Source organism: Kitasatospora sp. NPDC091276 (genome assembly GCF_040684355.1).
Classification (GTDB): domain Bacteria; phylum Actinomycetota; class Actinomycetes; order Streptomycetales; family Streptomycetaceae; genus Kitasatospora.
The window spans coordinates 20,570-43,541 of record NZ_JBFBFU010000005.1 but is presented as its reverse complement, the minus strand read 5'-3'; the positions used below and the strand labels follow the sequence as shown (position 1 = coordinate 43,541).

25 protein-coding genes are annotated in these 22,972 nt (G+C 73.4%); 15 read left to right on the top strand and 10 right to left on the bottom strand.

Features of this window, described 5'->3' with window-relative positions:
• Positions 1-16: 16 nt before the first annotated feature.
• On the bottom strand, positions 17-1,264 hold the full coding sequence (locus AB0O19_RS07850) for a glycosyl hydrolase (protein ID WP_363618549.1): 1,248 nt from the start codon (positions 1,262-1,264) through the stop codon (positions 17-19).
• A gap of 360 nt (positions 1,265-1,624) precedes the next feature.
• On the opposite strand from AB0O19_RS07850, the gene AB0O19_RS07845 reads away from it, so the two are divergent.
• The 9 genes from AB0O19_RS07845 to AB0O19_RS07805 all read left to right on the top strand — a co-directional run bounded on the left by AB0O19_RS07845 (position 1,625) and on the right by AB0O19_RS07805 (position 8,590).
• Positions 1,625-2,650, top strand: coding sequence for a hypothetical protein (locus AB0O19_RS07845; protein WP_363618547.1), 1,026 nt, complete (start codon positions 1,625-1,627; stop codon positions 2,648-2,650).
• A gap of 206 nt (positions 2,651-2,856) precedes the next feature.
• Positions 2,857-4,455: a ribosomal protection-like ABC-F family protein gene (gene abc-f, locus AB0O19_RS07840; protein ID WP_363618545.1), complete on the top strand. Its 1,599-nt coding sequence runs from the start codon at positions 2,857-2,859 to the stop codon at positions 4,453-4,455.
• 327 nt (positions 4,456-4,782) lie between these two features.
• Positions 4,783-5,016: a helix-turn-helix domain-containing protein gene (locus AB0O19_RS07835; RefSeq protein WP_030059940.1), complete on the top strand. Its 234-nt coding sequence runs from the start codon at positions 4,783-4,785 to the stop codon at positions 5,014-5,016.
• Between the two features lie 231 nt (positions 5,017-5,247).
• A complete protein-coding gene (locus AB0O19_RS07830; protein ID WP_363580631.1) occupies positions 5,248-6,054 on the top strand; it encodes an enoyl-CoA hydratase/isomerase family protein in 807 nt (268 codons plus the stop codon).
• A 171-nt stretch (positions 6,055-6,225) separates the two neighbouring features.
• Positions 6,226-6,768, top strand: coding sequence for an Asp23/Gls24 family envelope stress response protein (locus AB0O19_RS07825; protein WP_363618543.1), 543 nt, complete (start codon positions 6,226-6,228; stop codon positions 6,766-6,768).
• A gap of 52 nt (positions 6,769-6,820) precedes the next feature.
• Positions 6,821-7,012: a hypothetical protein gene (locus AB0O19_RS07820; protein WP_063349611.1), complete on the top strand. Its 192-nt coding sequence runs from the start codon at positions 6,821-6,823 to the stop codon at positions 7,010-7,012.
• Positions 7,012-7,359 carry an Asp23/Gls24 family envelope stress response protein gene (locus tag AB0O19_RS07815; protein ID WP_363580635.1) on the top strand — a complete coding sequence of 116 codons (348 nt, stop codon included), beginning with the start codon at positions 7,012-7,014 and terminating at the stop codon, positions 7,357-7,359. Before AB0O19_RS07820 ends, AB0O19_RS07815 begins: the two co-directional genes overlap by 1 nt.
• Positions 7,356-7,952 (top strand): DUF6286 domain-containing protein, encoded by a 597-nt coding sequence (locus AB0O19_RS07810; protein WP_363618541.1) that lies wholly within the window; start codon positions 7,356-7,358, stop codon positions 7,950-7,952. The genes AB0O19_RS07815 and AB0O19_RS07810 overlap by 4 nt, the downstream gene beginning before the upstream one ends.
• Positions 7,949-8,590, top strand: a complete 642-nt coding sequence (locus AB0O19_RS07805; protein WP_363618539.1) for an alkaline shock response membrane anchor protein AmaP — start codon at positions 7,949-7,951, stop codon at positions 8,588-8,590. The genes AB0O19_RS07810 and AB0O19_RS07805 overlap by 4 nt, the downstream gene beginning before the upstream one ends.
• Positions 8,591-8,632: 42 nt before the next feature.
• Here the strand turns inward: AB0O19_RS07805 and AB0O19_RS07800 are convergent, their stop codons facing one another.
• Positions 8,633-9,403 (bottom strand): SDR family oxidoreductase, encoded by a 771-nt coding sequence (locus AB0O19_RS07800; protein ID WP_363618537.1) that lies wholly within the window; start codon positions 9,401-9,403, stop codon positions 8,633-8,635.
• A 208-nt stretch (positions 9,404-9,611) separates the two neighbouring features.
• Between AB0O19_RS07800 and AB0O19_RS07795 the strand changes: the two genes are divergently transcribed.
• On the top strand, positions 9,612-10,037 hold the full coding sequence (locus tag AB0O19_RS07795; protein WP_350880255.1) for a MerR family transcriptional regulator: 426 nt from the start codon (positions 9,612-9,614) through the stop codon (positions 10,035-10,037).
• A gap of 3 nt (positions 10,038-10,040) precedes the next feature.
• On the top strand, positions 10,041-10,373 hold the full coding sequence (gene trxA, locus AB0O19_RS07790; protein WP_063349617.1) for a thioredoxin: 333 nt from the start codon (positions 10,041-10,043) through the stop codon (positions 10,371-10,373).
• 46 nt (positions 10,374-10,419) lie between these two features.
• Here the strand turns inward: trxA and AB0O19_RS07785 are convergent, their stop codons facing one another.
• Together AB0O19_RS07785 and AB0O19_RS07780 are read right to left on the bottom strand one after the other, a co-directional pair.
• A complete protein-coding gene (locus AB0O19_RS07785) occupies positions 10,420-11,226 on the bottom strand; it encodes an SURF1 family cytochrome oxidase biogenesis protein (protein WP_363618535.1) in 807 nt (268 codons plus the stop codon).
• 31 nt (positions 11,227-11,257) lie between these two features.
• Positions 11,258-12,253: a DEDDh family exonuclease gene (locus tag AB0O19_RS07780; protein WP_363580645.1), complete on the bottom strand. Its 996-nt coding sequence runs from the start codon at positions 12,251-12,253 to the stop codon at positions 11,258-11,260.
• 158 nt (positions 12,254-12,411) lie between these two features.
• On the opposite strand from AB0O19_RS07780, the gene AB0O19_RS07775 reads away from it, so the two are divergent.
• From AB0O19_RS07775 to moaA, 4 genes are all read left to right on the top strand, one after another.
• Positions 12,412-13,455 carry a zinc-dependent alcohol dehydrogenase family protein gene (locus AB0O19_RS07775; RefSeq protein ID WP_363618533.1) on the top strand — a complete coding sequence of 348 codons (1,044 nt, stop codon included), beginning with the start codon at positions 12,412-12,414 and terminating at the stop codon, positions 13,453-13,455.
• Between the two features lie 261 nt (positions 13,456-13,716).
• The gene (locus AB0O19_RS07770) at positions 13,717-14,073 is read left to right on the top strand and encodes a DUF485 domain-containing protein (RefSeq protein ID WP_063349620.1); all 357 of its coding nucleotides are present in this window, start codon (positions 13,717-13,719) and stop codon (positions 14,071-14,073) included.
• Positions 14,070-15,680: a cation acetate symporter gene (locus AB0O19_RS07765; protein ID WP_350880245.1), complete on the top strand. Its 1,611-nt coding sequence runs from the start codon at positions 14,070-14,072 to the stop codon at positions 15,678-15,680. Before AB0O19_RS07770 ends, AB0O19_RS07765 begins: the two co-directional genes overlap by 4 nt.
• A 92-nt stretch (positions 15,681-15,772) precedes the next feature.
• The gene (gene moaA, locus AB0O19_RS07760) at positions 15,773-16,762 is read left to right on the top strand and encodes a GTP 3',8-cyclase MoaA (RefSeq protein WP_363580649.1); all 990 of its coding nucleotides are present in this window, start codon (positions 15,773-15,775) and stop codon (positions 16,760-16,762) included.
• A gap of 41 nt (positions 16,763-16,803) precedes the next feature.
• On the opposite strand, the gene AB0O19_RS07755 is transcribed toward moaA, so the two are convergent.
• The 6 genes from AB0O19_RS07755 to AB0O19_RS07730 form a co-directional block, all read right to left on the bottom strand.
• Positions 16,804-17,022: a hypothetical protein gene (locus tag AB0O19_RS07755; RefSeq protein WP_363618531.1), complete on the bottom strand. Its 219-nt coding sequence runs from the start codon at positions 17,020-17,022 to the stop codon at positions 16,804-16,806.
• A 277-nt stretch (positions 17,023-17,299) separates the two neighbouring features.
• Complete coding sequence (locus tag AB0O19_RS07750; protein ID WP_363618529.1) at positions 17,300-17,692, bottom strand: DUF3099 domain-containing protein; 393 nt, start codon at positions 17,690-17,692, stop codon at positions 17,300-17,302.
• A gap of 222 nt (positions 17,693-17,914) precedes the next feature.
• Complete coding sequence (locus AB0O19_RS07745; RefSeq protein WP_363618838.1) at positions 17,915-18,463, bottom strand: RNA 2'-phosphotransferase; 549 nt, start codon at positions 18,461-18,463, stop codon at positions 17,915-17,917.
• Positions 18,464-18,495: 32 nt separating this feature from the next.
• Positions 18,496-19,893: a metallopeptidase TldD-related protein gene (locus AB0O19_RS07740; protein ID WP_363618527.1), complete on the bottom strand. Its 1,398-nt coding sequence runs from the start codon at positions 19,891-19,893 to the stop codon at positions 18,496-18,498.
• Positions 19,893-21,494, bottom strand: coding sequence for a TldD/PmbA family protein (locus tag AB0O19_RS07735; RefSeq protein ID WP_363618525.1), 1,602 nt, complete (start codon positions 21,492-21,494; stop codon positions 19,893-19,895). Before AB0O19_RS07735 ends, AB0O19_RS07740 begins: the two co-directional genes overlap by 1 nt.
• A 127-nt stretch (positions 21,495-21,621) precedes the next feature.
• A complete protein-coding gene (locus tag AB0O19_RS07730; protein WP_363580659.1) occupies positions 21,622-22,767 on the bottom strand; it encodes an MBL fold metallo-hydrolase in 1,146 nt (381 codons plus the stop codon).
• Between the last annotated feature and the right edge of the window lie 205 nt (positions 22,768-22,972).

The following is a 22,972-nucleotide window of genomic DNA, read 5'->3' as shown; positions in this document are numbered from 1 at the left end:
CCGCCCCCGCCCGGGCTCAGCGCCGGGCGGGCGTCCGGGCCGCCGAGGGACTCGCGGACGGGCTCGCCGAGGGGCTCGCCGACGTGGTGGCCGAGGGGCCCGGCGACGGGCTCGCGGACGGGCCGGGCACCACGCTCGGGGCCCCGGGCACGGCCGAGGGCGCGGGCGGGCGCGGCGGGACGATCGGCGGGACGGGGGCCTGGGGCGCCGTCGGCACCACCGGCGGCGCCCCCTTCGACCCGGACATCAGCTGCTTGAACCGGGCGGCGGAGCGCGGGTTGCGGTCGCACTCGAAGAAGCCGTGCGGGCAGTAGTCGGTGACGGTCTGGTAGGCGGTGTCGTGGGTGCGCATCCACTCGACCATCCGCTGCACGAACTCCGGGTTGTCGCCGTTGCGGAACAGCCCCCACTCCGGGTAGGAGACCGGCTTGCCGCGCTTGGCGGCGAACTCCACCTGGTCCTGAAGCCCGTACGGCTCGCGCACGTAGTCGTCGAAGGTGCCCCCGGCGGGCTGGTCGTAGTTGTCCATGCCGATGATGTCGACCACGTCGTCGCCGGGGTAGCACTTGGTCCACGGGATGGCGTCCAGGCCCCGGTTCGGGGTGAAGTCGAAGCGGAACCGCTGCCCCGGCACCGAGCGCATCACGCCGACGATCCGTCGCCAGTACGCCTTCCACGCGGACGGGTCGGGCTTGCAGCGGTGCGTGTAGGTGACGCCGTTCATCTCCCAGCCGAGCGTGAGCACGGTGTCCGCGCCGCCGAGGGACACCAGCCGGTGGGCGAGCCGCAGGAAGTGCCGGTCGAAGTCCCCGCGCGCGCCCTGGGCGAGCAGCTTGGCGACCTCGCCGTCCGGCACGTTCGCCTCGTTGGGCACCAGCATCGGCACGCCGAGGACGAGCGTCCGGGACGGGTCGGCCAGCCGCCACTGCGACCACATGCCGAGCACCATCAGCTCGCCCTCGACGTCGGCCCAGCTGTTGCCCGCCAGGTAGGTGTGGCCGACTTGCAGGTTGGCGTCGCCCAGCCACTGCGCGTACCGGCCGATCTGCGGGATGTAGTCGTCCCAGGAACCGACGAAGGCGCCGAACGGCGGCTCGTGCTTGGGCCGCTGGACGGGCGGGCGGGGGGCGGCGCCGCGCGGCTCGAAGGCGTCCGAGGAGAGGGTGTGCCGTTCGGTCTGGCTGAGCGGCGACCCGGCCGGGACGCTGGCCGTGGCCATCAGCAGCAGGGCGGCGGCGGCCAGCGTCAGGCGGCCGATTCGCATGGTCTCTCCTCCGGGCGTCGCGGGGCGGGGGCGCGCTGGACGGACCGTGGCGCTCCGCTCGCCGACAGTAGGCCCGACGGGCGTCGGAAAAGCCGAATGTCACCCTAAAGTGGGCGGTATTCGAACGCCGTCTGCCGCAACGCCCGGCCGGGCCTCGCCGCGTGTATCAGCTCTGTAACGGTCCGGCCGGGCCCCGGCGCCGGGCCCCGGAGCGGGCGGCGGCCCGGCCTCGGCACCGACGGTGCAGGTGGGCGGGCGGGTGCGCGGGGAGGGCGCGCGCGGCCGGACACGCGGTCCGAGGGGTGGGGCGGGGGCGATTCCAGGCTGACTCGCGTGCCCGGTGAAAGGTACGCTCCGGCCGTGTCCTGGAAGCCGCTGCGTGTACTGACCCCCCGCTCGACCCTGCCTGCCCTGGCGGTGATGCTGGTCCTTGCGGCCGGTGCGGCGGCGCACGCCAACAAGCCGGTGCCGTTCGGCGACCGGGTGGCGGGGCCGGGCGAGGCGGAGGCCACGCCGGTCAGCACGCAGTCGCTGAGCACGGCCGACCTGGATCTGAAGGTCGGCCCCGGACTGGAGGCCTTCCACCGGCAGAGCGGCGAGCAGGCCTGGTCCTACCGCCGCGAGGGCGCCACCGCGCTGTACCTGTCGATGGCGGGGGACAACGCCATCGTGGTCTGGGACGACGGCCTGGTCACCTCGGTTCGCCCGGGCGACCACGAGGTGCGCTGGCACCGGGCGGTGCCCGGCCTGGCGGACTGGCTGCGCGGCGACGGCGAGCCCGGCGCCGACAAGCGCACCGACGCGCAGCGCAAGGAGCTGGCCCAGGAGCGGGCCGCGGCGGCCCTGCACACCGTCCCGCAGGGCGGCTCCGCCTGGGTGGCCGTGGTGACCCCGAACCTGACCATGGGCCTGCGCGACGCCGACGGTGACCTGCGCTACAACTCCAAGCCGCCCGGCAGCTGCGTCTACGACCCGCTGCGCACGGTCGGCACCGAGTACGCCGTGCTCGTCCCGCGCAGCTGCACCAACAGCGCCGGGCAGGCCGTCTCCGGCGGCATCAACGGGTACCGGCTGGACAGCACCGGCTGGCAGCTGAACACCGGCCCGAGCGCCTCGGTCAAGGCGCTGGACGGCAGCCGGGTGCTGATCACCGACGGCCCGATCGTTCCGGCCCGGGTGTTCGACACCAAGGCGGCCGCCCCCGAGGCGGCCTGCGGCAGCCCGTCCGCGCCGTTCGCGGCGGTGCGTCCGCAGGGCGGTTGCACCGACCCGGCGGCGAGCCCGGCCCAGGACGCCCCGGTGGGTCAGGACGCCCCGGTGGGTGACCAGCCGCCCATGCAGCCCGAGGCGCAGCAGCCTCAGCAGTCCCAGCAGTCCCAGCAGTAACGCCGGACCGCCGGTACCCCTGGGCGGTAGCCCCGGGGGTTCCCGCGCGGCCCGGTAGACTTGCCGTCATGGCTGACTTCTCCGGGCAATAGCGGGCGCGCGGCACCGCCCCGTGCGCTGTGCCGACCACCGACGACGCCCCTTCCCGCTGCCCGGCCCCGGGCCCCGTCCGGCCGCCCGCCCACGTCCCAGGAGTAGTTTCCGCCATGATTTCCGCCAACGCCCTTGAGCTGCGCGCCGGTGCCCGAATCCTGATCGAGTCCGCGAACTTCAAGGTCGCCGCCGGCGACCGGATCGGCCTGGTCGGGCGCAACGGCGCCGGCAAGACCACGCTGACCAAGGTGCTGGCCGGCGAGGGCATGCCGGCCTCGGGCACGGTGACCCGCTCCGGCGAGGTCGGCTACCTCCCGCAGGACCCGCGCACCGGCGACCTGGACGTCCTCGCCAAGGACCGCATCCTCTCCGCCCGCGGCCTCGACACCGTGCTCAAGAAGATGCGCGAGAACGAGGACCGGATGGCCAACGGCCAGGGCGCCACCCGGGACAACGCGATGAAGAAGTACGCGCGCCTGGAGACCGAGTTCCTCACCAAGGGCGGGTACGCCGCCGAGGCCGAGGCCGCCACCATCGCGGCCGCCCTGGGCCTGCCGGACCGCATCCTGAACCAGGAGCTGCACACCCTCTCCGGTGGTCAGCGCCGCCGCGTCGAGCTGGCCCGGATCCTGTTCTCCGACTCCGACGTGCTGCTGCTCGACGAGCCCACCAACCACCTCGACGCCGACTCGATCGTCTGGCTGCGGGACTTCCTGAAGACCTACAAGGGTGGCTTCATCGTCATCTCGCACGACGTCGAGCTGGTCGAGACGGTCGTCAACAAGGTCTTCTACCTGGACGCCAACCGCTCCGCCATCGACGTCTACAACATGGGCTGGAAGCAGTACCAGCAGCAGCGTGAGGACGACGAGAAGCGCCGCAAGCGCGAGCGGGCCAACGCCGAGAAGAAGGCCGCGACCCTCAACTCCCAGGCCGACAAGATGCGGGCCAAGGCGACCAAGACGGTGGCCGCGCAGAACATGGCCCGCCGTGCCGAGAAGCTGCTCTCCGGCCTGGAGCAGGTGCGCCAGAACGACAAGGTCGCCAAGCTGCGCTTCCCGGACCCGGCTCCCTGCGGCAAGACCCCGCTGATGGCCAGCGGGCTCTCCAAGTCCTACGGTTCGCTGGAGATCTTCACCGACGTCGGCCTGGCCATCGACCGCGGTTCGCGGGTCGTCATCCTCGGCTTCAACGGCGCGGGCAAGACCACCCTGCTGCGGATGCTCGCCGGGGTGGAGCAGCCGGACACCGGCGAGGTGATCCCGGGCCACGGCCTGAAGATCGGCTACTACGCCCAGGAGCACGAGACCCTGGACCCGGACCGCACGGTGCTGGAGAACATGCGTTCCTCCGCGCCGGACACCGACCTGGTGCAGATCCGCAAGATCCTCGGTTCCTTCCTGTTCTCCGGCGACGACGTCGACAAGCCGGCCGGGGTGCTCTCCGGCGGTGAGAAGACCCGGCTCGCGCTGGCCTCGCTGGTGGTCTCCAGCGCCAACGTGCTGCTGCTCGACGAGCCCACCAACAACCTCGACCCGGCCAGCCGCGAGGAGATCCTCGGCGCGCTGCGGGAGTTCTCCGGCGCGGTCGTGCTGGTCACCCACGACGAGGGCGCCGTCGAGGCGCTCCAGCCGGAGCGGATCATCCTGCTGCCGGACGGGGTCGAGGACCTCTGGAGCCCGGCCTACGCCGATCTGGTCTCACTGGCCTGACCGGGTGTAGACGCGATCTCCGCTTTCAGGACCAGAAAAACTAGTACTTACGGCGTGTCCGGGAATGAAGAAAGCCTGGATTCCGTTTAAGGACTTCCTGTCGGCCCGCCACTCGATCGTGGTCGGGCCGACGCTGCTGATCAGCCCTTTCTCGGCGGATGGCGGAATCCGCCCGGGGGCGCGCACTCTACGTGAGCGCCCTGCTGCGCTCGGATCACCACCGCAGGACCACGCATTCCCGACATCGACCTTGCCGAATGGGTGGCCAGGAAGCGGTGGATGGGTGATCATGGGAATCTGACCGAGCAACGCTACGAGGAGGCACGGGTGGCCGAGACTCTGAAAAAGGGCAGCCGGGTGACCGGTGCCGCGCGTGAGAAGCTCGCGGCCGATCTCAAGAAGAAGTACGACTCCGGGGCGAGCATTCGCGCTCTCGCGGAGGAGACCGGTCGTTCGTACGGCTTTGTGCACCGGATGCTGAGCGAGTCCGGAGTCATTCTCCGGGGCCGCGGTGGTGCCACGCGTGGCAAGAACAAGGCGACCGCCGGGGCCGGTTCCTGACGGTCCGTCAGCTCATGGCTGGATGGCGCGGCGGCAGGGCGCCGGCCGGGGAGACGAGAACCGATCGTCCGCCCTCGGGTCGAGTGGACCGGCCGCCGATCGTCATGTCCGGGGTGTCGTCCGCCCCCCGGTGCTCCCCTTCCGCTGATCTTTCCGGGCCGGCGCCCTGCCGGCGCGCGCCCAGGTTTGTTACTCTCCGGTAGCCAAGCCCCTCGCCACCGGAGGTCCCGCATGACCGCCCCCGTCACCGACCCGCAGGCCCCGAGCTGGGAGCAGGACGGCGTCCGCCTGGAGATCGACGGCGAGCTCGCCGTCGTCACCCTGTGTCAGCCCAAGCGGCGCAACGCCCAGTCGCCCGCCCTGTGGCGCGCCCTCGCCGCCGCGGGCCGTGACCTGCCCGGTGGCGTCCGGGTGGTCCTGCTGCGTGCGGAGGGCGTCTCCTTCTCGGCGGGCCTGGACCGGGCCATGTTCACCCCCGAGGGCATCCCCGGCGAGCCCACCTTCCTCCAGCTCGCCGGCGCCCCCGACCAGGAGCTCGACGACACCATCGCCTCCTACCAGCAGGCCTTCACCTGGTGGCGCCGCCCCGACCTGGTCTCCATCGCCGCCGTCCAGGGCCATGCCGTCGGCGCCGGCTTCCAGCTCGCCCTCGGCTGCGACCTGCGCGTCGTCGCCGACGACGTCCAGTTCGCCATGAAGGAGACCTCGCTCGGCCTCGTCCCCGACCTGGCCGGCACCAAGCCGCTCACCGAACTCGTCGGCTACGCCCGGGCGCTGGAGATCTGCGCCACCGGCCGCTGGGTCGGCGCCGAGGAGGCCGCCGCCATCGGGCTGGCCAACCTGGCCGTCCCCGGTGCGGAACTGGACGCCGCCGCCCGCGACCTCGCCGCCGCCCTGCTGGCCGCGCCGCGCAACGCCGTCATCGAGACCAAGGCCCTGCTCCAGGGCGCCGCCGGCCGCTCCTTCGACGAGCAGCGCTCGGCCGAACGGGCGGCGCAGGCCCGCCGCCTGCGGGACCTCGCCGGGATCGGCGACTAGCCAGGCTGCGTCGTGTGAACGGGCCCGGCCCGGGGTGTGCTCCCCGGGCCGGGCCCTCGGCGTTCCGGAGGCATCCCGGTGGCCCTCCCGGCGGGCGCGGAACGTGGCGAAATGCCAGAGTTATGGGGATTTGCGATATAGCTGGAGCCGTACGACGGGAGATGCGCCCCCATGCCTGACACTCCGACCCCCGCCACCATGCACAAGAACCCCGGCCACGCCGCGGCCGCCGGCTCCGCCGCCCACGCGCCGTCCTCGCCGCCCTCGGCCTCCGCCGCGACCGACGCCGGCAAGCCGACCGGCGAGCGCGGCCGCACGGCGCTGGCCGTCGGCGTGGTCGAGAAGATCGCCGGGATGGCCGCCCGCGAGGTCAACGGCATCCACGCCCTCGGCTCGGGCCTCGCCCGCACCTTCGGCGCGATGCGCGACCGGGTGCCGGGCGGCAAGTCCGGCGTCGGGCGCGGCATCAAGGCCGAGGTCGGCGAGAAGCAGACCGCCATCGACATCGCCCTGGTCGTCGAGTACGGCGTGGTCATCCCCGAACTCGCCCGGCAGGTACGGGAGAACATCATCGACGCCGTCGAGCGGATGACCGGCCTGGAAGTCGTCGAGGTCAACATCGCGGTCAACGACGTCCACCTCCCCGACGAGCCGGACGTCGAGGAGGAGGAAGAGGAGACGGTCGTCGCGGGGCAGCGGCCCAAACTCAAGTAGCGAGCCCACGAAGCGCCCGGCGGCGGGCGGCAGCGAGGACGAGGAGTAGCGGATGAACCTGGCCATCGTCGGCCTGGTGGTGGGCATGGCCCTCGGCTTCGCCGGGTACTTCGGCGGTTTCGCGGCGTTCCTGCTGGTCGCCGCACTCGGGCTGGTCGGCTTCGTGGCCGGCCGCCTGCTGGAGGGCGACATCGAGCTGGGCGACCTCGGCGACCTGCTCCGCGGCCGCGACCGGCGCCGTTGATGGCGGCTCCCACCACCAGTGCCCGCCGCGAACCCGCGGCCCGGGGCCGACTCCGGATCGCCGACCGCGTCTACGCCCGCATCGCCGCCCGGGCCGCCCGCGAGGCCCTCGCCGACGCCTGGACCGGCCGCACCGCCAAGGGCGCACCGCCCACTGTCTCGGTGGCCGTGCCCGGCAGCACCGTGACCGTCCGGGTCGCCGTCGCACTGCCCTTCCCCGCCGACCTCGCGGCGCTCGCCCGGGCCGTCCGCGAACGCGTCGCCGCGCAGGTCGCCGGGTTCACCGGGACCAGGGTGTCCGAGGTGGTCGTCGTCGTGGAGCGGCTGGTGACCGGGGGAGTGTCATGAGTGTGGGGGGCGAACCGGTGCCCGGCGAGGAGGCGACGGCGGTCGGGGACGGGCCCCCGCCGGAGAAGGTGCGGCGGCCGCGGGCGCCGCGGGCCGTCGTCGCGGCGCTCGTCGCCACCGTGCTGCTGGTGCTCGCGGGCGCGCTGCTGTACGACGTGGTCGCCGTCCGCGCCGGGTACCCGACCCGCCGGTGGCGCGCCCGGATCGCCGACGAACTGGCCACCCGTCACCTCGACGACCTGTGGGTGCTGGTGGGTGCCGGCGCCGCCGTCCTCCTCGGCGGGGTGCTGCTCTGGCTGGCCCTCGCCCCCGGTCTCGGCCGCTGGCTCCCGCTGCGCCCGCACGGCGACACCGGCGCCGCCATCGACCGGGCCGGCATCGGGCACCTGCTCGCCGACCGCGCCGCCGGACTCCAGGGCATCGACGAGCTGCGGATCCGGATCAGCCGCCGGCGCGTCCGGGTCACCCTCATCGGGGCGGCGGACCCGGTGTCGGTCCAGTGCCAACTGCGGGACGAGCTGGCACGGGTGACGCTGGCCCGGCCGCTGCGCCTCGACGTGCGGGCGGTGCCCGGGGTGGGGGCGGCGGGATGAGGCGGACGGGCGTCAACCGGCTGCTGCTGGGGGTGGTCGGGGCGGTGCTGCTGGCCGTCGGCGTGCTGGTGCTGGCCGGCGGGCTCGACCTGTACCGGCGGCTCGGCGCCGACCCGCCGGGCTGGTGGCCGCTCACCTCCCCGGACCAGCCGGTGCTCAGTGCCCGCTCGCGCACCCGCTGGGCGGATTCGACCTGGTGGTGGCCCACCGTCATCGGCGGGCTGGCCGTGGTGATCGCGGGCACCGCCTGGTGGCTGGTGGCGCAGCTGCGGCGCAGCGGCCCGGCCGGCCTCGTCGTGCCGACGCCAGGTGCCACCGGACTCCGGCTGCGGGTCCGCACCCGGGCGCTGGAAGAGGCGCTGGAGAACGGGACGGCCACGCTCCCCGAAGTCGAGCGCGCGGGCGTACGCCTGGTGCGCGCACCCGGGCATCCGCGGCTGCGGGGCGCTGTCCGGCTCACCCCCGGTGGCGATCCGGCGGCCCTGGTGGAGCACTTCGACACCGGCCCGCGAACCGACGCCCGGACCAGTCTGGGCCTCCCGGAACTCCCCGCCGACCTGCGGATCCGGGTCCTCCAGGCCGCCCAGCCCGGGTCGCGGCGGCGCCGAGGGCGGCGCAGGCCCCCGCGGGTGGAGTGAACCGGGGGCGGGCGGAGTCGGACGCCCGCCCCCGTGTGCGTCCTAGAGGGGGCGCAGGGCGCCGCCGTCGACGGGGATCATCACACCGGTCAGGTAGGAGGCGGCGGGGGAGAGCAGGAAGGCCGCGACCTTGCCGAACTCCTCGGGGGTGCCGTAGCGGCCGAGCGGGATGGTCGCGGCGGCCTGGGCGCGGGCGCCGTCCGGGTCGCCGCCCAGGGAGTCCAGCTCGCGCACCCGGTCGGTGTCGATCCGGGCCGGGAGCAGGCCCACCACCCGGATGCCGCGCGGGCCGAGTTCGTCGGCGAGGGACTTGGCGGCCATCGCCAGCCCCGGGCGCAGGCCGTTGGAGATGCCCAGGCCGGGGATCGGCTGGCGCACCGAGCCGGAGAGCACGAAGCCGATCACGCCGCCCTCGCCGAGGGCTGCGGCGGCGGCGCGGGCGAGCCGCAGCGCGCCGAGGAAGACCGACTCGAACGCGTCGCGCCAGGCCTCCTCGGGGGCGGTGGCCACCGGGCCGGCCTGGGGGCCGCCGACGCTGATCAGCACGCCGTCGAGCCGGCCGAAGTGCCCGGTCGCCTCGGCGATCAGCCGTTCGGCGGTCGCCGGGTCGGCGTTGTCGGCGGCCAGGCCGTGGGCCGTCCCGGCGCCGCCGATGGCGTCCAGCTCGGCGACGGCGGCGGCCACGGACTCCTTGCCGCGCCCGCTGACCAGCACCCGGGCTCCGTCGGCGGCCAGCTCCCGGGCGGCGGCGAAGCCGAGGCCCCGGGTGGCGCCGGTGGCCACGTACACCTTGTCCTTCAGTCCAAGATCCATGGGGCCATCCTGCCGGGTGGCGGGCGCGAGGGGGAGGGCTGGGGGCGGGGTGGCGGGGTGGCGTGGCGCCGGGGGCGGTGGAGGGGGCCGGGGTGAGGTGGGACCGCGGTGAGGTGGGGCCGGGGGCGGGCTGGCGTTGACGTCCGGGTCAAGGTCTACCGTCGGTCCCGGCGGCGTGCGGAGGCGGGCCGGGAGAGCGGGTGCGGGGATGCGGATCGGGGAGCTGGCGGAGCGGGCGGGGACGACCACCCGGGCGCTGCGGTACTACGAGCAGCTCGGCCTGCTGCCGGCCCGCCGGGCGGGCAACGGCTACCGGGCGTACGACGAGGAGGACCTGCGGCTGCTGCGGCAGATCCGGACGCTGCAGGACTTCGGGTTCGGCCTGGAGGAGACCCGCCCGTTCGTGGAGTGCCTCCAGGCGGGCCACCCCGAGGGCGACTCCTGCCCGGCCTCGCTGGAGGTGTACCGGCGCAAGCTCGCCGAACTGGACGAGTGCATCGCCCGGCTGCAGGACGTCCGGGCCCGGGTGGCCGGGCAGTTCGACCGGGCGGTACGGGCCCGGGACGGGCTGGCGGCCGAGCCCTCCGGACAGCCGCCGCGCTGTGAACTGGCGAACGAATGGGCGAAGGAGTAGACGATGGTGCAGATCCCAGGGGTGCCCGCGGTGACGGACGACACGTTCGCCGCGGAGGTGCTGGCGGCCGAAGGTCCGGTGCTGGTGGACTTCACGGCGGACTGGTGCCCGCCGTGCCGGATGATGGCGCCGGTGCTGGCGGACGTCGCCCGCGAGGAGGCGCACCGGCTGCGGGTGGTCAGCGTGGACGTGGACCGCAATCCGCGCACCCAGGCCGCGTACGGGGTGCTGTCGATGCCGACGCTGATGGTGTTCCGCGGCGGCGAGCCGGTGCGCTCGGTGGTCGGAGCCCGGGCCAAGGCGCGGCTGCTGCGCGAGCTGGAGGACGTGCTGTAGGCGGTTCTCCGGGGCGTTTGCGGGGCCGTCCTTCCGCGCCGGGGCCTCAGGCCGCCGGTACGGCCTCGACCGGCACCTCGGCCTCGGCGGCCTGCTTGGCCCGGTCCTTGGCCTCGCGGCGGGCCAGCACCCCGACCCCGACCGGGATCATCGCGGTGAACAGCCACCACTGGATCGCGTACGCCATGTGCGGGCCGATGTCGGAGTGGTTGGGCTCGGGGATCAGCTCGGGCTGGTCGGCGGGGGCCGGGGTGGTGGCGGTGAGCTCCAGGTAGCCGCCGAGCACGGTGGTGACGCCGGTCTCCTTGGCCTGCTGCTCGGTGTTGATCAGGTTGAACTGCCGGTCGGGCAGGCCGGCGCGGTCCTTGATGCCGCTGCTGCCCGTGGTCTCGTCGGCGCGCATCCGACCGGTGAGGGAGACCTCGCCGGTCGGGGCGGCCGGGACCGTCGGGTAGGCGGTGGCGCCGCCGTCGCCGGCCACCCAGCCGCGGTTGACCAGGACGCTGCCCCTGCCGTCGGAGAGCTTGAGCGGGGTGATGACGAAGTAGCCGATCGTGTCCCCGCTGGAGTCGGTCCGCTTGCGGACGACGAACTCGTGCGCCGTGTCGTACTGCCCGGTGGCCGTCACCGGGTGCCAGATGAGGTCCTTGGGCACCGCGAAGCCGGGGGCCGACGACACCGTGTCGAACGGCACCGGGGCGACGGTGAGGGCCTTGCCGATCAGGTCGTTCCGGGCCACCCGCGCCTCGTGGCGGTGCAGCTGCCAGAAGCCCAGCTCGATCGTCGCGGGGATCAGCAGCAGCGCGATCAGCATGGTGATCAGCCACTGGCGGGTCAGCAGAAAACGGTACACATGGGCACGGTACGCCGACCTCACATCCGGCTCACGCACCGGGGTGCGGCGCGACTTCGCGGAGCAGTTGGAGGAAGGCGTCCTCGCCGACCACCGGCGTGCCGACCTCGCGGGCCCGGCGGGCCTTGCCGCTCCAGCTGTTCGGCTCGTTGGTGACCAGCAGGCTGGTGAGCCGGCTCACCGAGGTGGCGATGTGCAGGCCGGCCTCGGCGGCGCGGTCCTCCAGCAGCTCCCGGTCGGTGGCGGTGTCGCCGGTGAAGGCCACCCGCATGCCCTGCACCAGCGGCTTGCCGTCCTCCCAGCGTCCGGGGTTGGGGTACGGGCAGGGCGGGCGCTTCTTGGCCTGGCGGTAGGCGGCGCCGGTCCAGGAAGCGCGGCCGGGGGTGGCGGGCTCGTCCTCGCCGAGGTCGGTGACCGCCACGCAGGCCTGCACCGGCAGCGGGACGCCGCCCTGGCGGGCCAGGTGCAGGCTGGGGCGGAACGCCTCGGCGAGTACCCGGGCGTCGTCCAGGGCGTTGTGCGCGTGCTGCTGGCGGACGCCGAAGTGGGCGGCGAGCGAGGACAGCTTGCCGTTGGGCAGCGGCAGCCGCAGGTCGCGGGAGAGCACCATGGTGCAGATCCGCTGCTCGACCGGGGCGCGCAGGCCGGCCCGGGAGAACTCGCGCGAGATCATGTTCCAGTCGAAGAGCGCGTTGTGGGCGACCAGGACCCGGCCGTTCAGCCGGTCGGCGAACTCGTCGGCGATCTGCGGGAAGGTCGGGGCGCCCGAGAGCAGCTCCGCCGTGAGGCCGTGGATCCAGACCGGGCCCGGGTCCCGCTGGGGGTTGACCAGGGTGTACCAGTGGTCGGTGACCTCGCCGTCCGGGTCCAGCTGGTAGACGCCCGCCGAGATGACGCGGTCCGAGCGGCCGAGGCCGGTGGTCTCGACGTCGACCACCGCGAAGCCCTCGGCGGGGGCGGCGGTGCGCTGGGCGGGGACCGGGACGGTCCGCGGCGCGCCGTACGTCTCGGGCTGGATCGGTTGCATGGTCCAACAGGATAAGCGCCGCCGGGCCCGTGTCCGGTCGAAATGTTCCGGCCGAGCGACCGGAATAGAGTATTCCGCAGAGGCGTCGCCTATCCGGTCGACGCCATCCACCGGCTGTCGACACCCCCCGACGGCCGACTCCGTAAGGACGAACTCCCATGCGCGCCACCGTGATCCACGGCCCCAATGACATCCGGATCGAAGAGGTCCCGGACCCGGTGATCCAGCACCCGACGGACGTCGTGGTGCGGGTGGTGAACGCCTGCATCTGCGGCAGCGACCTGTGGGCGTACCGCGGGGTGGCCCAGCGGGTGGCCGGGCAGCGGATCGGGCACGAGTTCCTGGGCGTGGTCGAGGAGGCGGGCGCCGAGGTGCGCGGCTTCGCGCCGGGCGACCTGGTGGTGGCGCCGTTCGTCTGGTCGGACGGCAGCTGCGACTTCTGCCGGGAGGGCCTGCAGACCTCCTGCCCGCACGGCGGGTTCTGGGGCCAGGTCGGCTCCGACGGCGGCCAGGGCGAGGCGGTGCGGGTGCCGTTCGCGGACGGCACGCTGGTGAAGCTGCCGAAGGAGGCCGCGGGCGACGAGAAGCTGCTGCCGGGGCTGCTGGCGCTGTCCGACGTGATGGCCACCGGGCACCACGCCGCCGTGTCGGCCCGGGTGCGCCCGGGCGTGACGGTCGCCGTGGTCGGCGACGGCGCGGTGGGCCTGTGCGGCGTGCTGGCGGCGCACCGGCTGGGCGCGGACCGCATCATCGCGCTGGGCCGGCACACCGCCCGCACCGACCTGGCCCGGCGCTTCGGCGCGACCGACGTGGTGGCCGAGCGCGGCGAGGCCGCGATCGAGGCGGTCAAGGAGCTGACCGGCGGCCAGGGCGCGCACGCCGTCCTGGAGGCCGTCGGGACCGAGGAGTCGATGCGCACGGCCGTCTCGATCGCCCGGGACGGCGGCGCGGTGGGCTACGTCGGCGTTCCGCACGGCGGCAGTGCGGGCGTCGACATCGGTCAGATGTTCGGCCGAAACGTTTCGCTCAATGGCGGCGTCGCCCCGGCCCGCGCCTACATCCCCGACCTGCTGCCGGACGTCCTCTCCGGGGCCATCGAGCCGGGTCTGGTGTTCGACCGCACGGTGGGCCTGGACGGTGTCCCGGACGGCTACCGGGCGATGGACGACCGCTCGGCGCTGAAGGTCCGGATCTCTTTCTGACAATGCGTCAGAAGGGGCGGCACTGCTGGACGGTGCCGCCCCTTCGGCATGTGGCGGCGGTGTTGTGAAGTGGCGCGAGTGGTGGTTTTCGGCCAATTGGATAGCGCGAGAGGGTGAACGACTGGCTGATCGCGGTCAACCCCTTTCGGGGCAGGCGCGGCGCTCCTAGCATTGCGCGGCGCGCACACGGATTGTGACGCCCCTCACGTCCGATCGTTCCCCGTGTGCGACCGCTACGCCGAAGGAGTGAGGAGAGACAGAGTGGATTCGCCGCCGATCACCACTACCCCTACGGAAGTCCAACTCATCGATGAGAGCGAGGAGTTCCGTACCCTGAGGCGCTCGTTCCGGAGCTTCGCCTTCCCGGTCACCATCGGCTTCGTGCTCTGGTACCTGCTCTACGTGCTGCTCTCCTGCTACGCGCCCGGCCTGATGGGTGCCAAGGTCGTCGGGCACATCAACGTGGCCCTGGTGCTGGGGCTGCTGCAGTTCGTCACCACCTTCGCCATCGCCGCCTGGTACGCCCGCTACGCCGACCGGCGGATCGACCCGACCGCCGCCGCGATCCGCGAGGCCCACGGCGCCGTCGTCCACGCTCCCCGGGAGTCCGCCGAATGAGCCTGCTCGCCAGCTCCGCCACGGAGCACCGCGGCATCACGATGACCCTCTTCGGGCTGTTCGTGCTGGCCACCCTCGCGATCACCGTCTGGGCCGGGCGGCAGACCAAGGACGCGGCCGACTTCTACGCCGGCGGCCGCGGCTTCACCGGATTCCAGAACGGCCTGGCCATCTCCGGCGACTACATGTCCGCCGCGTCCTTCCTCGGCATCGCCGGCGCCATCGCGCTGTCCGGCTACGACGGCTTCCTCTACTCGATCGGCTTCCTGGTCGCCTGGCTGGTCGCGCTGCTGCTGATCGCCGAACCGCTGCGCAACTCCGGCCGCTTCACCATGGCGGACGTCCTCGCGTTCCGGATGCGCCAGCGCCCGGTGCGCACCGCGGCGGGCGTCTCCACCATCGTGGTGTCGATCTTCTACCTGCTCGCCCAGATGGTCGGCGCCGGGACGCTGGTCGCCCTGCTGCTGGGGGTCAACGGGGACGCCGCCAAGCGCTGGACCATCGTCGCGGTCGGCGCGCTGATGGTCGTCTACGTGGTGATAGGGGGCATGAAGGGCACCACCTGGGTGCAGATCGTCAAGGCCGTGCTGCTGATCGCCGGCACCGCGCTGATGACCGTCCTGGTGCTCGCCAAGTACCACTTCAACCCCTCGGAACTGCTCGGCGCCGCCGCCAGCGCGAGCGGCAAGGGCGCGGCCTTCCTCGAACCGGGGCTGAAGTACGGGGCCAGCGACACCAGCAAACTCGACTTCATCAGCCTCGGGATCGCGCTGGTGCTCGGCACCGCCGGCCTGCCGCACATCCTGGTCCGCTTCTACACCGTGCCCACCGCCAAGGCGGCCCGGAAGTCGGTGCTCTGGGCGATCGGCATCATCGGCGTCTTCTACCTGATGACCCTGGCGCTCGGCTTCGGCGCGGCGGCGCTGGTCGGCCCCAAGGCGATCAAGGCGGCCAACGCCTCCGGCAACACGGCGGCCCCGCAGCTGGCCGAGGTGCTCGGCGGAGGCTCCGGCACCACCGGCGGCGCGATCCTGCTCGCGGTGATCTCCGCCGTCGCCTTCGCCACCATCCTGGCCGTGGTCGCCGGACTCACCCTGGCGTCCTCCGCCTCCTTCGCGCACGACCTGTACGCCAACGTGATCCGGCGCGGCAAGGCCACCGAGAAGCAGGAGGTGCTCTCGGCGAAGTGGGCCGCCGTCGCGATCGGCGCGGTGGCCATCGTGCTCAGCCTCTTCGCGGGCAAGCTCAACACCGCCGCCCTGGTCGCCCTGGCCTTCGCGGTGGCCGCCTCGGCGAACCTGCCCACCCTGCTCTACTCGCTGTTCTGGAAGCGCTTCACCACCTCCGGCGCGGTCAGCTCGGTCTACGCCGGCCTGATCAGCTCGGTCGTGCTGGTGGTCTTCTCCCCGGTGGTCTCCGGCGCGAAGACCTCGCTGTTCCCGGACACCGACTTCCACTGGTTCCCGCTGGAGAACCCGGGCCTGGTCTCCATCCCGATCGGCTTCCTGGCCGGGTGGATCGCCACCCTGCTCTCCAAGGACCGACCCGACCCGGCGAAGTACGCTGAACTGGAGGTCCGGGCGCTGACCGGGCTGGGCGCCCACTGACCGGGCGCCCACTCACCGACTGGCGATGACTATGCTGGCCCGGCCCGCCTTGACGGTGGCCGGGCCGGCCGCATTCTCGGGAAGGGACGCACGTGCTGCTCGACACCTTCGGACGCCAGGCCGTCGACCTGCGGGTATCTCTGACCGACCGGTGCAACCTCCGTTGCACCTACTGCATGCCGGAAGAGGGCCTGCGCTGGCTGGCCAAGCCCGAGCTGCTGACCGACGAGGAGATCGTCCGGCTGGTCACCCTCGCGGTGCGCGACCTGGGCGTCCGGGAGGTCCGCTTCACCGGCGGCGAGCCGCTGCTGCGCCCCGGCCTGGTCGCCATCGTCGCCGCCTGCTCGGAGCTGGAGCCGCGCCCCGAGCTGTCCCTCACCACCAACGGCATCGGGCTGGCCCGTACCGCGACGGCGCTGCGCGAGGCCGGGCTCGACCGGGTCAACGTCTCGCTGGACACCCTCGACCCCGAGGTGTTCCACACCCTCACCCGCCGCCACCGCCACCAGGACGTGCTGGCCGGGCTGGCCGCCGCCGAGGCCGCCGGACTGACGCCGGTCAAGCTGAACGCGGTGCTGATGCGCGGGGTCAACGGCCACGAGGCTCCCGACCTGCTGGCCTGGTGCCTGGAGCACGGCTACGAGCTGCGCTTCATCGAGCAGATGCCGCTGGACGCCCAGCACGGCTGGGACCGCTCCGCGATGGTCACCGCCGAGGAGATCCTCGACCTGCTCGGTGCGCGGTTCACGCTCACCCCGGAGCCGTCCGCCCGCCGGGGCGCGGCGCCCGCCGAACGCTGGCTGGTGGACGGCGGCCCGGCCCGGGTCGGCGTGATCGCCTCCGTCACCCGCCCGTTCTGCCGGGCCTGCGACCGGACCCGGCTGACCGCCGACGGGCAGGTGCGCAACTGCCTGTTCGCGACCGGGGAGACCGACCTGCGCACCGCCCTGCGCTCGGGCGCGGACGACGCCGAGCTGGGCGCGCTGTGGCGGGCGGCGATGTGGGGCAAGAAGGCCGGGGCCGGGATCGACGACCCGGAGTTCCACCAGCCCGAGCGGCCGATGTCGGCGATCGGCGGCTAGCGGGTCCCGCGAGGTCAGGGCGACTCGGACGACCCGGACGGCTAGGACGCCTCCGGGGTCCAGTCGGCGAAGGCGACGACCTCCTTGAGGAAGCCGCGCACGCCGAGGAACTGGGACAGGTGCTCGCGGTGCTCGTCGCAGGCGAGCCAGGTCTTGCGGCGGTCCGGGGTGTGCAGCTTGGGGTTGTTCCACACCAGCACCCAACGGGCGTCCGCCCGGCAGCCCTTGGCGGAGCAGATCGGCGTCTGCGGGGTGTCCATCGGGTCGTCCTCAGCGCTAGGCGGGTGGTCTGCACCGCCAGTGTTTCACGCGCTCCGCGCGGCCCGGAGGGAGCCCGCCCGGATCCGGGCATGGCGACGCCGGGCAGCCACGGGGGGAGCCGCCCGGCGTCGGTCCGTCGCTCCGACGGGGGATGCGGAGCGCGTACGCAGTATGTCACGCCAGGGGCCTCGGTTGGGGAGGTCTTGCATGATTAATCTGAGCTTCTTCTGAGCTTTCTTCGAGCCGGATTTTCTCGAAACGTCTCGAAACGGACGGTCAGTTCGGGCCCTGTGAAGGATCGGTGGCAGCGGTCTTTGCCCCGCCTGTACCGGGGGCCCCGTCCGCCCCACCCCTCCCACCCGTCCCACCGGGACCGAGCATCAGCGGGGTGTCCAGCGGGATGTCGAAGGTGCTCGGCAGCCCCGGCGCCCGCTCCCGGCCCGCGTTGGCGATCAGGACGGCGAAGTACGGCAGCAGTACGGCGCCGGCCAGCGCCGCGAACGCCAGCCACCGCTGGACGTCCCACAGCACCACGGCGAGCAGCACGCAGACCGTCCGGAGCAGCATCGAGACCACGTAGCGGCGCTGCCGCCCGCGGACGTCCTCGGTGAGGCTGCTCCGCGCTCCCGTGATCCGGTGGACCTGCCCACCGTCAGCGCTCTTGCCCATGTCCTACCGCCCTCGTCCACGCTCCCGCGCGACTCGCCGCGCGGCCTCCTCACGGTACGCCTGGGCAGCGGGGACGACGAGACCGGGTGGGGCGGACCCACCCGGTCGGGTGTGCGAGGGGACTGTCCGGCCGATCGGGACGGCCGATCGGGACGGCCGATCGGGAGGGCCGATCGGGAGGGGTAGTCGGAACGGGTAGTCGGAACGGCGGGGCGAGGGGCCTCACGACCGCCGGGAGAGGAACTGCGGCGGGACGGCGTCGGTGAGCCAGACTCCGTTGTCGCTGATCCGGAACTCGTGGCCGGCCGCCGCCATCGCGGCCGCGTTCACGGTGAGCACCACCGGGCGGCCGTGCCGGGCGCCGACCCGCACCGCGGTCTCGGTGTCCGCGGACAGGTGGACGTCCTGCCTGGCCATCGGGCGCAGGCCCTCCCGGAAGATCGACGCCAGGTGGCGGTCGGCGGTGCCGTGGTAGAGCACCGGGGGAGGCGCGGTGGCGGCCAGACCGAGGTCGACCGCCACCGTGTGGCCCTGGTTGGCGCGGATCGAGAGACCGTCCGCGGAGTAGCCGAAGCGGCGCTTGTTGTTGGTCGCCACCACGTGGTCCAGATCGGCCCTGGTCAGCCGGTTGCCCTTGGCCGCGAGGGCGGTGAGGAGCACGTCGATCCGGATCCAGCCGGACTCGTCCAGCGTGACGCCCACCCGTTCCGGCTCGTGCCGCAGGATGCGCGACAGCATCTTGCTCGTCTTGACCAGCCGCTTCTCGTCCATCATGTCTCTCGTATCCCCCCGTTGGTCAGTGGCTATGAGGCCTGGCTGACCGAACTCATGTTGAAGTCCGCGACACGCACGGGTGGCATCGCGGTGCGGGTGAAGTAGTCGCTCCACTCGCGGGGCAGGCAGCGCTCGGTGCGGCCCGCCTCGGTGATCCGGTCCAGCAGGTCCACCGGGGACTCGTTGAACCGGAAGTTGTTGACCGCGCCGACGACTTCGCCGTTCTCGACCAGGTAGACGCCGTCCCGGGTCAGGCCGGTGAGCAGCATCGTCGCCGGGTCCACCTCGCGGATGTACCAGAGGCAGGTGAGCAGCAGGCCGCGCTCGGTGCGGGCGATCATCTCGTCCAAGGTCGGCGCGCTGTCCTGGTCGGCCGTCTCCAGCACCAGGTTGTCGCCGAACGGGCGCAGCGGCAGGCCGGTGAGGCCGGCGGAGTGGCGGCTGGTGACCAGGTCGGTCAACACGCCCTCGCGGATCCACTCGGTGGCGTCGATCGGCAGGCCGTTGTCGAAGACCGAGATGTCCCCGCCGGTCGAGTGCGCGAGGACGAACGGCGCCGACTCCAGACCGGGTTCGGCCGGGTCCGTGCGCAGCGTGAGCGGCAGCCCGGCGAGCTTGTCGCCGATCCGGGTGCCGCCGCCGGGCTTGGAGAAGACGGTGCGGCCCTCGTGGGCGTCGCGGCCGACGGCGGACCAGGCGAGGCAGAGCATCAGGTCGGCGACGGCCGAGGGCGGCAGCAGCGTCTCGTACCGGCCGGCGGGCAGGTCCACCTTGCGGGCGCCCCAGCCGAGGCGCTTGGTCAGCTCGGTGTGCAGGGCGGTGACGTCCACGTCGGAGAAGTCCCGGGTGGCGGCGCCGGCCCAGGCGGAGCCGGACAGGTCGGTGGTCTTGGCGTTGATCTCGACCATGCCGGTCGGCTGGTCGTGGCGCAGCCGCAGGCCGGTGGAGGTGCCCAGGTAGCTGCTGACCACCTCGTGCCGGGCGAAGCCGTACAGCAGTTCGCCCTGCGCGGCGGCCCGGGCGAAGGCCTCGCCGAGGGCCGGGCCGAAGGAGTCGAACACCGCGATCGAGGTCTCGGCGGGTGGCCGGGTGAAGTCCGGGGAGGACGGCCGGTCGGCCACCAGCGGCTGGGCGTCCTCGGCCGGGCCGGCCGCGCGGGCGGCCTCCTCGGCGGCGCGGACCAGGCCCTCCACCTCGTCCGGGGTGACGGCCTCGCGGGAGACCACGCCGGAGGCGGTGCCCTCGGCCCCGGCCACGGTGGCGATCACGGTGAGGCGGCGGCCGCGGGTGACGCCGTTGGTGGTCAGCGAGTTGCCGGCCCAGCGCAGGTTGGCGGTGGACTCCTCGTCGGCGATCACCACGCAGCCGTCGGCGCGGGCGAGGCCGAGTGCCAGCTCGACCAGTTCGTGGGGCTGCATCGCGGTCATCAGTGACCCGCCTCCTGCTGGGTGTTGAGCACGTTGACGTTGCGGAACAGCGCCGACGGGCAGCCGTGGCTGACCGCCGCGATCTGGCCGGGCTGCGCCTTGCCGCAGTTGAAGGCGCCGCCGAGGACGTAGGTCTGCGGGCCGCCGACCGCCGTCATCGAGCCCCAGAAGTCGGTGGTGGTCGCCTGGTAGGCGAAGTCCTTGACCTGGCCGGCGAGTTCGCCGTTCCTGATGGCGTAGGCGCGCTGGCCGGTGAACTGGAAGTTGTAGCGCTGCATGTCGATCGACCAGGAGCGGTCGCCGACGATGTACAGGCCGTTCTCCACCCCGGCGAACAGGCCCTCGGTGTCCGGGCCGTCGGCGGCGGGCTGGAGCGAGACGTTGGCCATCCGCTGCACCGGCACGTGCGCCGGGGAGTCCGCGAAGGCACAGCCGTTGGAACGCTCGAAGCCCTTCAGCTCGGCCATGCCGCGGTCGAGTTGGTACCCGACCAGGGTGCCGTCCTTGACCAGGTCCCAGGACTGGGTGGCGACGCCCTCGTCGTCGTAGCCGATCGTGGACAGGCCGTGCTCGGCGGTGCGGTCGCCGGTGACGTGCATCAGCTCGGAGCCGTACCTGAGCGAGCCGAGCTGGTCGAAGGTGGCGAAGGAGGTGCCGGCGTAGGCGGCCTCGTAGCCGAGGGCGCGGTCCAGCTCGGTGGCGTGGCCGATCGACTCGTGGATGGTCAGCCAGAGGTTGGACGGGTCGATGACCAGGTCGTAGCGGCCGGCCCGGACGCTCGGCGCCTTCATCTTCTCGGCCAGCAGGGTGGGCAGTTCGGCGAGTTCGGCGTCCCAGTCCCAGCCCGTTGCGGGCAGGCCCCGGCCGTCGGGGGACGGCCCCCGGACCCCCGTGAGGTACTCGAAGCCGCGCCCGACCGGCGGGGCCAGCGTGCGCATCGAGTCGAAGGCCCCGGTGCGCTCGTCCACCGAGGTGGCCTCCAGCGTGGGGTGCAGCCGGATCCGCTGCTGGGTGGTGACGGTGCCCGCGGTGTCCGCGTAGAACTTGTTCTCCTGGACGGTCAGCAGGCTCGCCTGGACGTGCGAGACGCCCTCGGCGGCCAGCAGCCGCGAACTCCACTCGGCGAGCAGCGCGGTCTTCTCCGCGTCCGGCACCTCGAAGGGGTTCACCTCGTACGAGGAGACCCAGGTGACGTCCCGGTACACCGGCTCGTCGGCCAGCTCGACCCGCTCGGCGGAGCCGGCGGCCCGGCTGATCCCGCCGGACAGGCGGGCCACCGCGACGGCCTGCTCGGCGACCCGCGCCGCCGCGTCGGTGGTGAGGTCCACCCCGGCGGCGAAGCCCCAGGCGCCGTCCAGCAGCACCCGGACGGCGAAGCCGAGTTGCACGCTGTCGGAGGTGCCGGCCGGGCGGGCGTCGCGCAGCCGCCAGGAGGCGCTGCGGACCCGCTCCAGACGGAAGTCGGCGTGGGTGGCGCCGAGTTCGCGCGCCCGGGTGAGGGCGGCGTCGGCGAGGGTGCGCAGCGGGAAGGCGAGGAACAGCGGGTCGACGGCGCGCCCGTGCGGGGCGCCGACGCTGTCGGCCGGAGGGATCGGAGGCAATCGTGCTCCCTGGTCGCGGAGGGTGGCGGTGCGGCGCCGCACAGGGGCGCCCGCACCGCATCATGGCCGGTCCAGGGGGTTTCGGCCAGCGCATTTCGGCCGGTGCGCCGCCGTGGTGGCCGGTCGGTCAGCCGACGATCTCCCACCAGCCGTCCAGCTCCGGCGGGTTGTCCACGTCGACCCGCTCGCCGGGGCGCGGCACGGCCAGCGGGACGGCCTGCGCCTTGGCCTCGACCAGCAGCCGCTCGATCGGCTCGGCCCACGGGTGCAGGCCCAGGTTGAAGGTGCACCAGTGCACCGGCACCAGCAGGCCCGCCTGGAGGTCGCGGTGGGCGCGCACGGCGTCCTCGGGGGTCATGTGGATGTCGGCCCAGGCGGCGTCGTAGGCGCCGATCTGCACCAGCGCGGCGTCGAAGGGGCCGTGCCGGTCGCCGATCCGGGCGTAGCCCTCGAAGTAGCCGGAGTCACCGGTGTAGAAGACCTTGCGGTCGGGGCCGGCGATCACCCAGGAGCCCCACAGGGTGGTGTTGCGGGTCAGGCCGCGGCCGGAGAAGTGGTGCGCCGAGGTGAGGGTGAGCACCAGGTCGCCGAGGGTGCAGGTCTCGTCCCAGTCCAGCTCGATGATGCGGTGCTCCGGGACGCCCCAGCGGCGCAGGTGGCCGCCGATGCCCAGCGGCACCGCGAACGGCGCGGACTGGCTGCGCACCAGGCGCTTGACCGTCGCCATGTCCAGGTGGTCGTAGTGGTCGTGCGAGATCAGCACGGCGTCGACCTGCGGCAGCTCCTCCAGTTCCACCGGCACCGGGTGCAACCGCTTGGGGCCGACGTGCGCGGCGGGGGAGCAGCGCTCGCTCCAGATCGGGTCGAGCAGCACCCGGGAGCCCTCGATCTCCACCAGCGCGGAGGCGTGCCCGTACCAGGTGATCGCCACGCCCTCGGCGGCCGGGCCGGGGCCGCCGGCGGGGCGGACGGTCGGCACGGGGTGGGCGGGGACGCGGCCCTCGCGGTCGAACAGCATCCGGCGGATGGTGCCGCGGTCGATGTCCGGGGCGGTGGTGGCCCGGGCCAGGGTGGAGGGGGCGTTGTGGAAGACGCCGTCGCGGTACTGCGGCGAGTCGCGCACCCGCTCCTCGTGCTCGCCGTCCGGCCGTCGGCCGAACGCCGCCGGCAGGTCGCGCAGCGACCAGGCGGCCGCTCCCAGGCCGGCCGCGAGGGCGGTCAGGGCCAGCAGCCGTCCGTTTCGGTGGGTGCTCCTGGGCCGTGCCTTGGTCATGCGCCCTGCCTTCGTTCCTCGCGGGACCCTTCGGGGATCGGTACGGCCGGTCCCGGGTCGGCCCGCACCACGGGGGCAACGGGTGCGCGGGGCCGTGTTGTTCCCGTACGGCGGCGCCGGCTCGGCTCCGGCGGTGGTTCGGTCAGGGCGGCTGAGCAGGTGCGGGGCGCTGCGGGTACGGATTGTCGGATTGCGACAGTTCCTC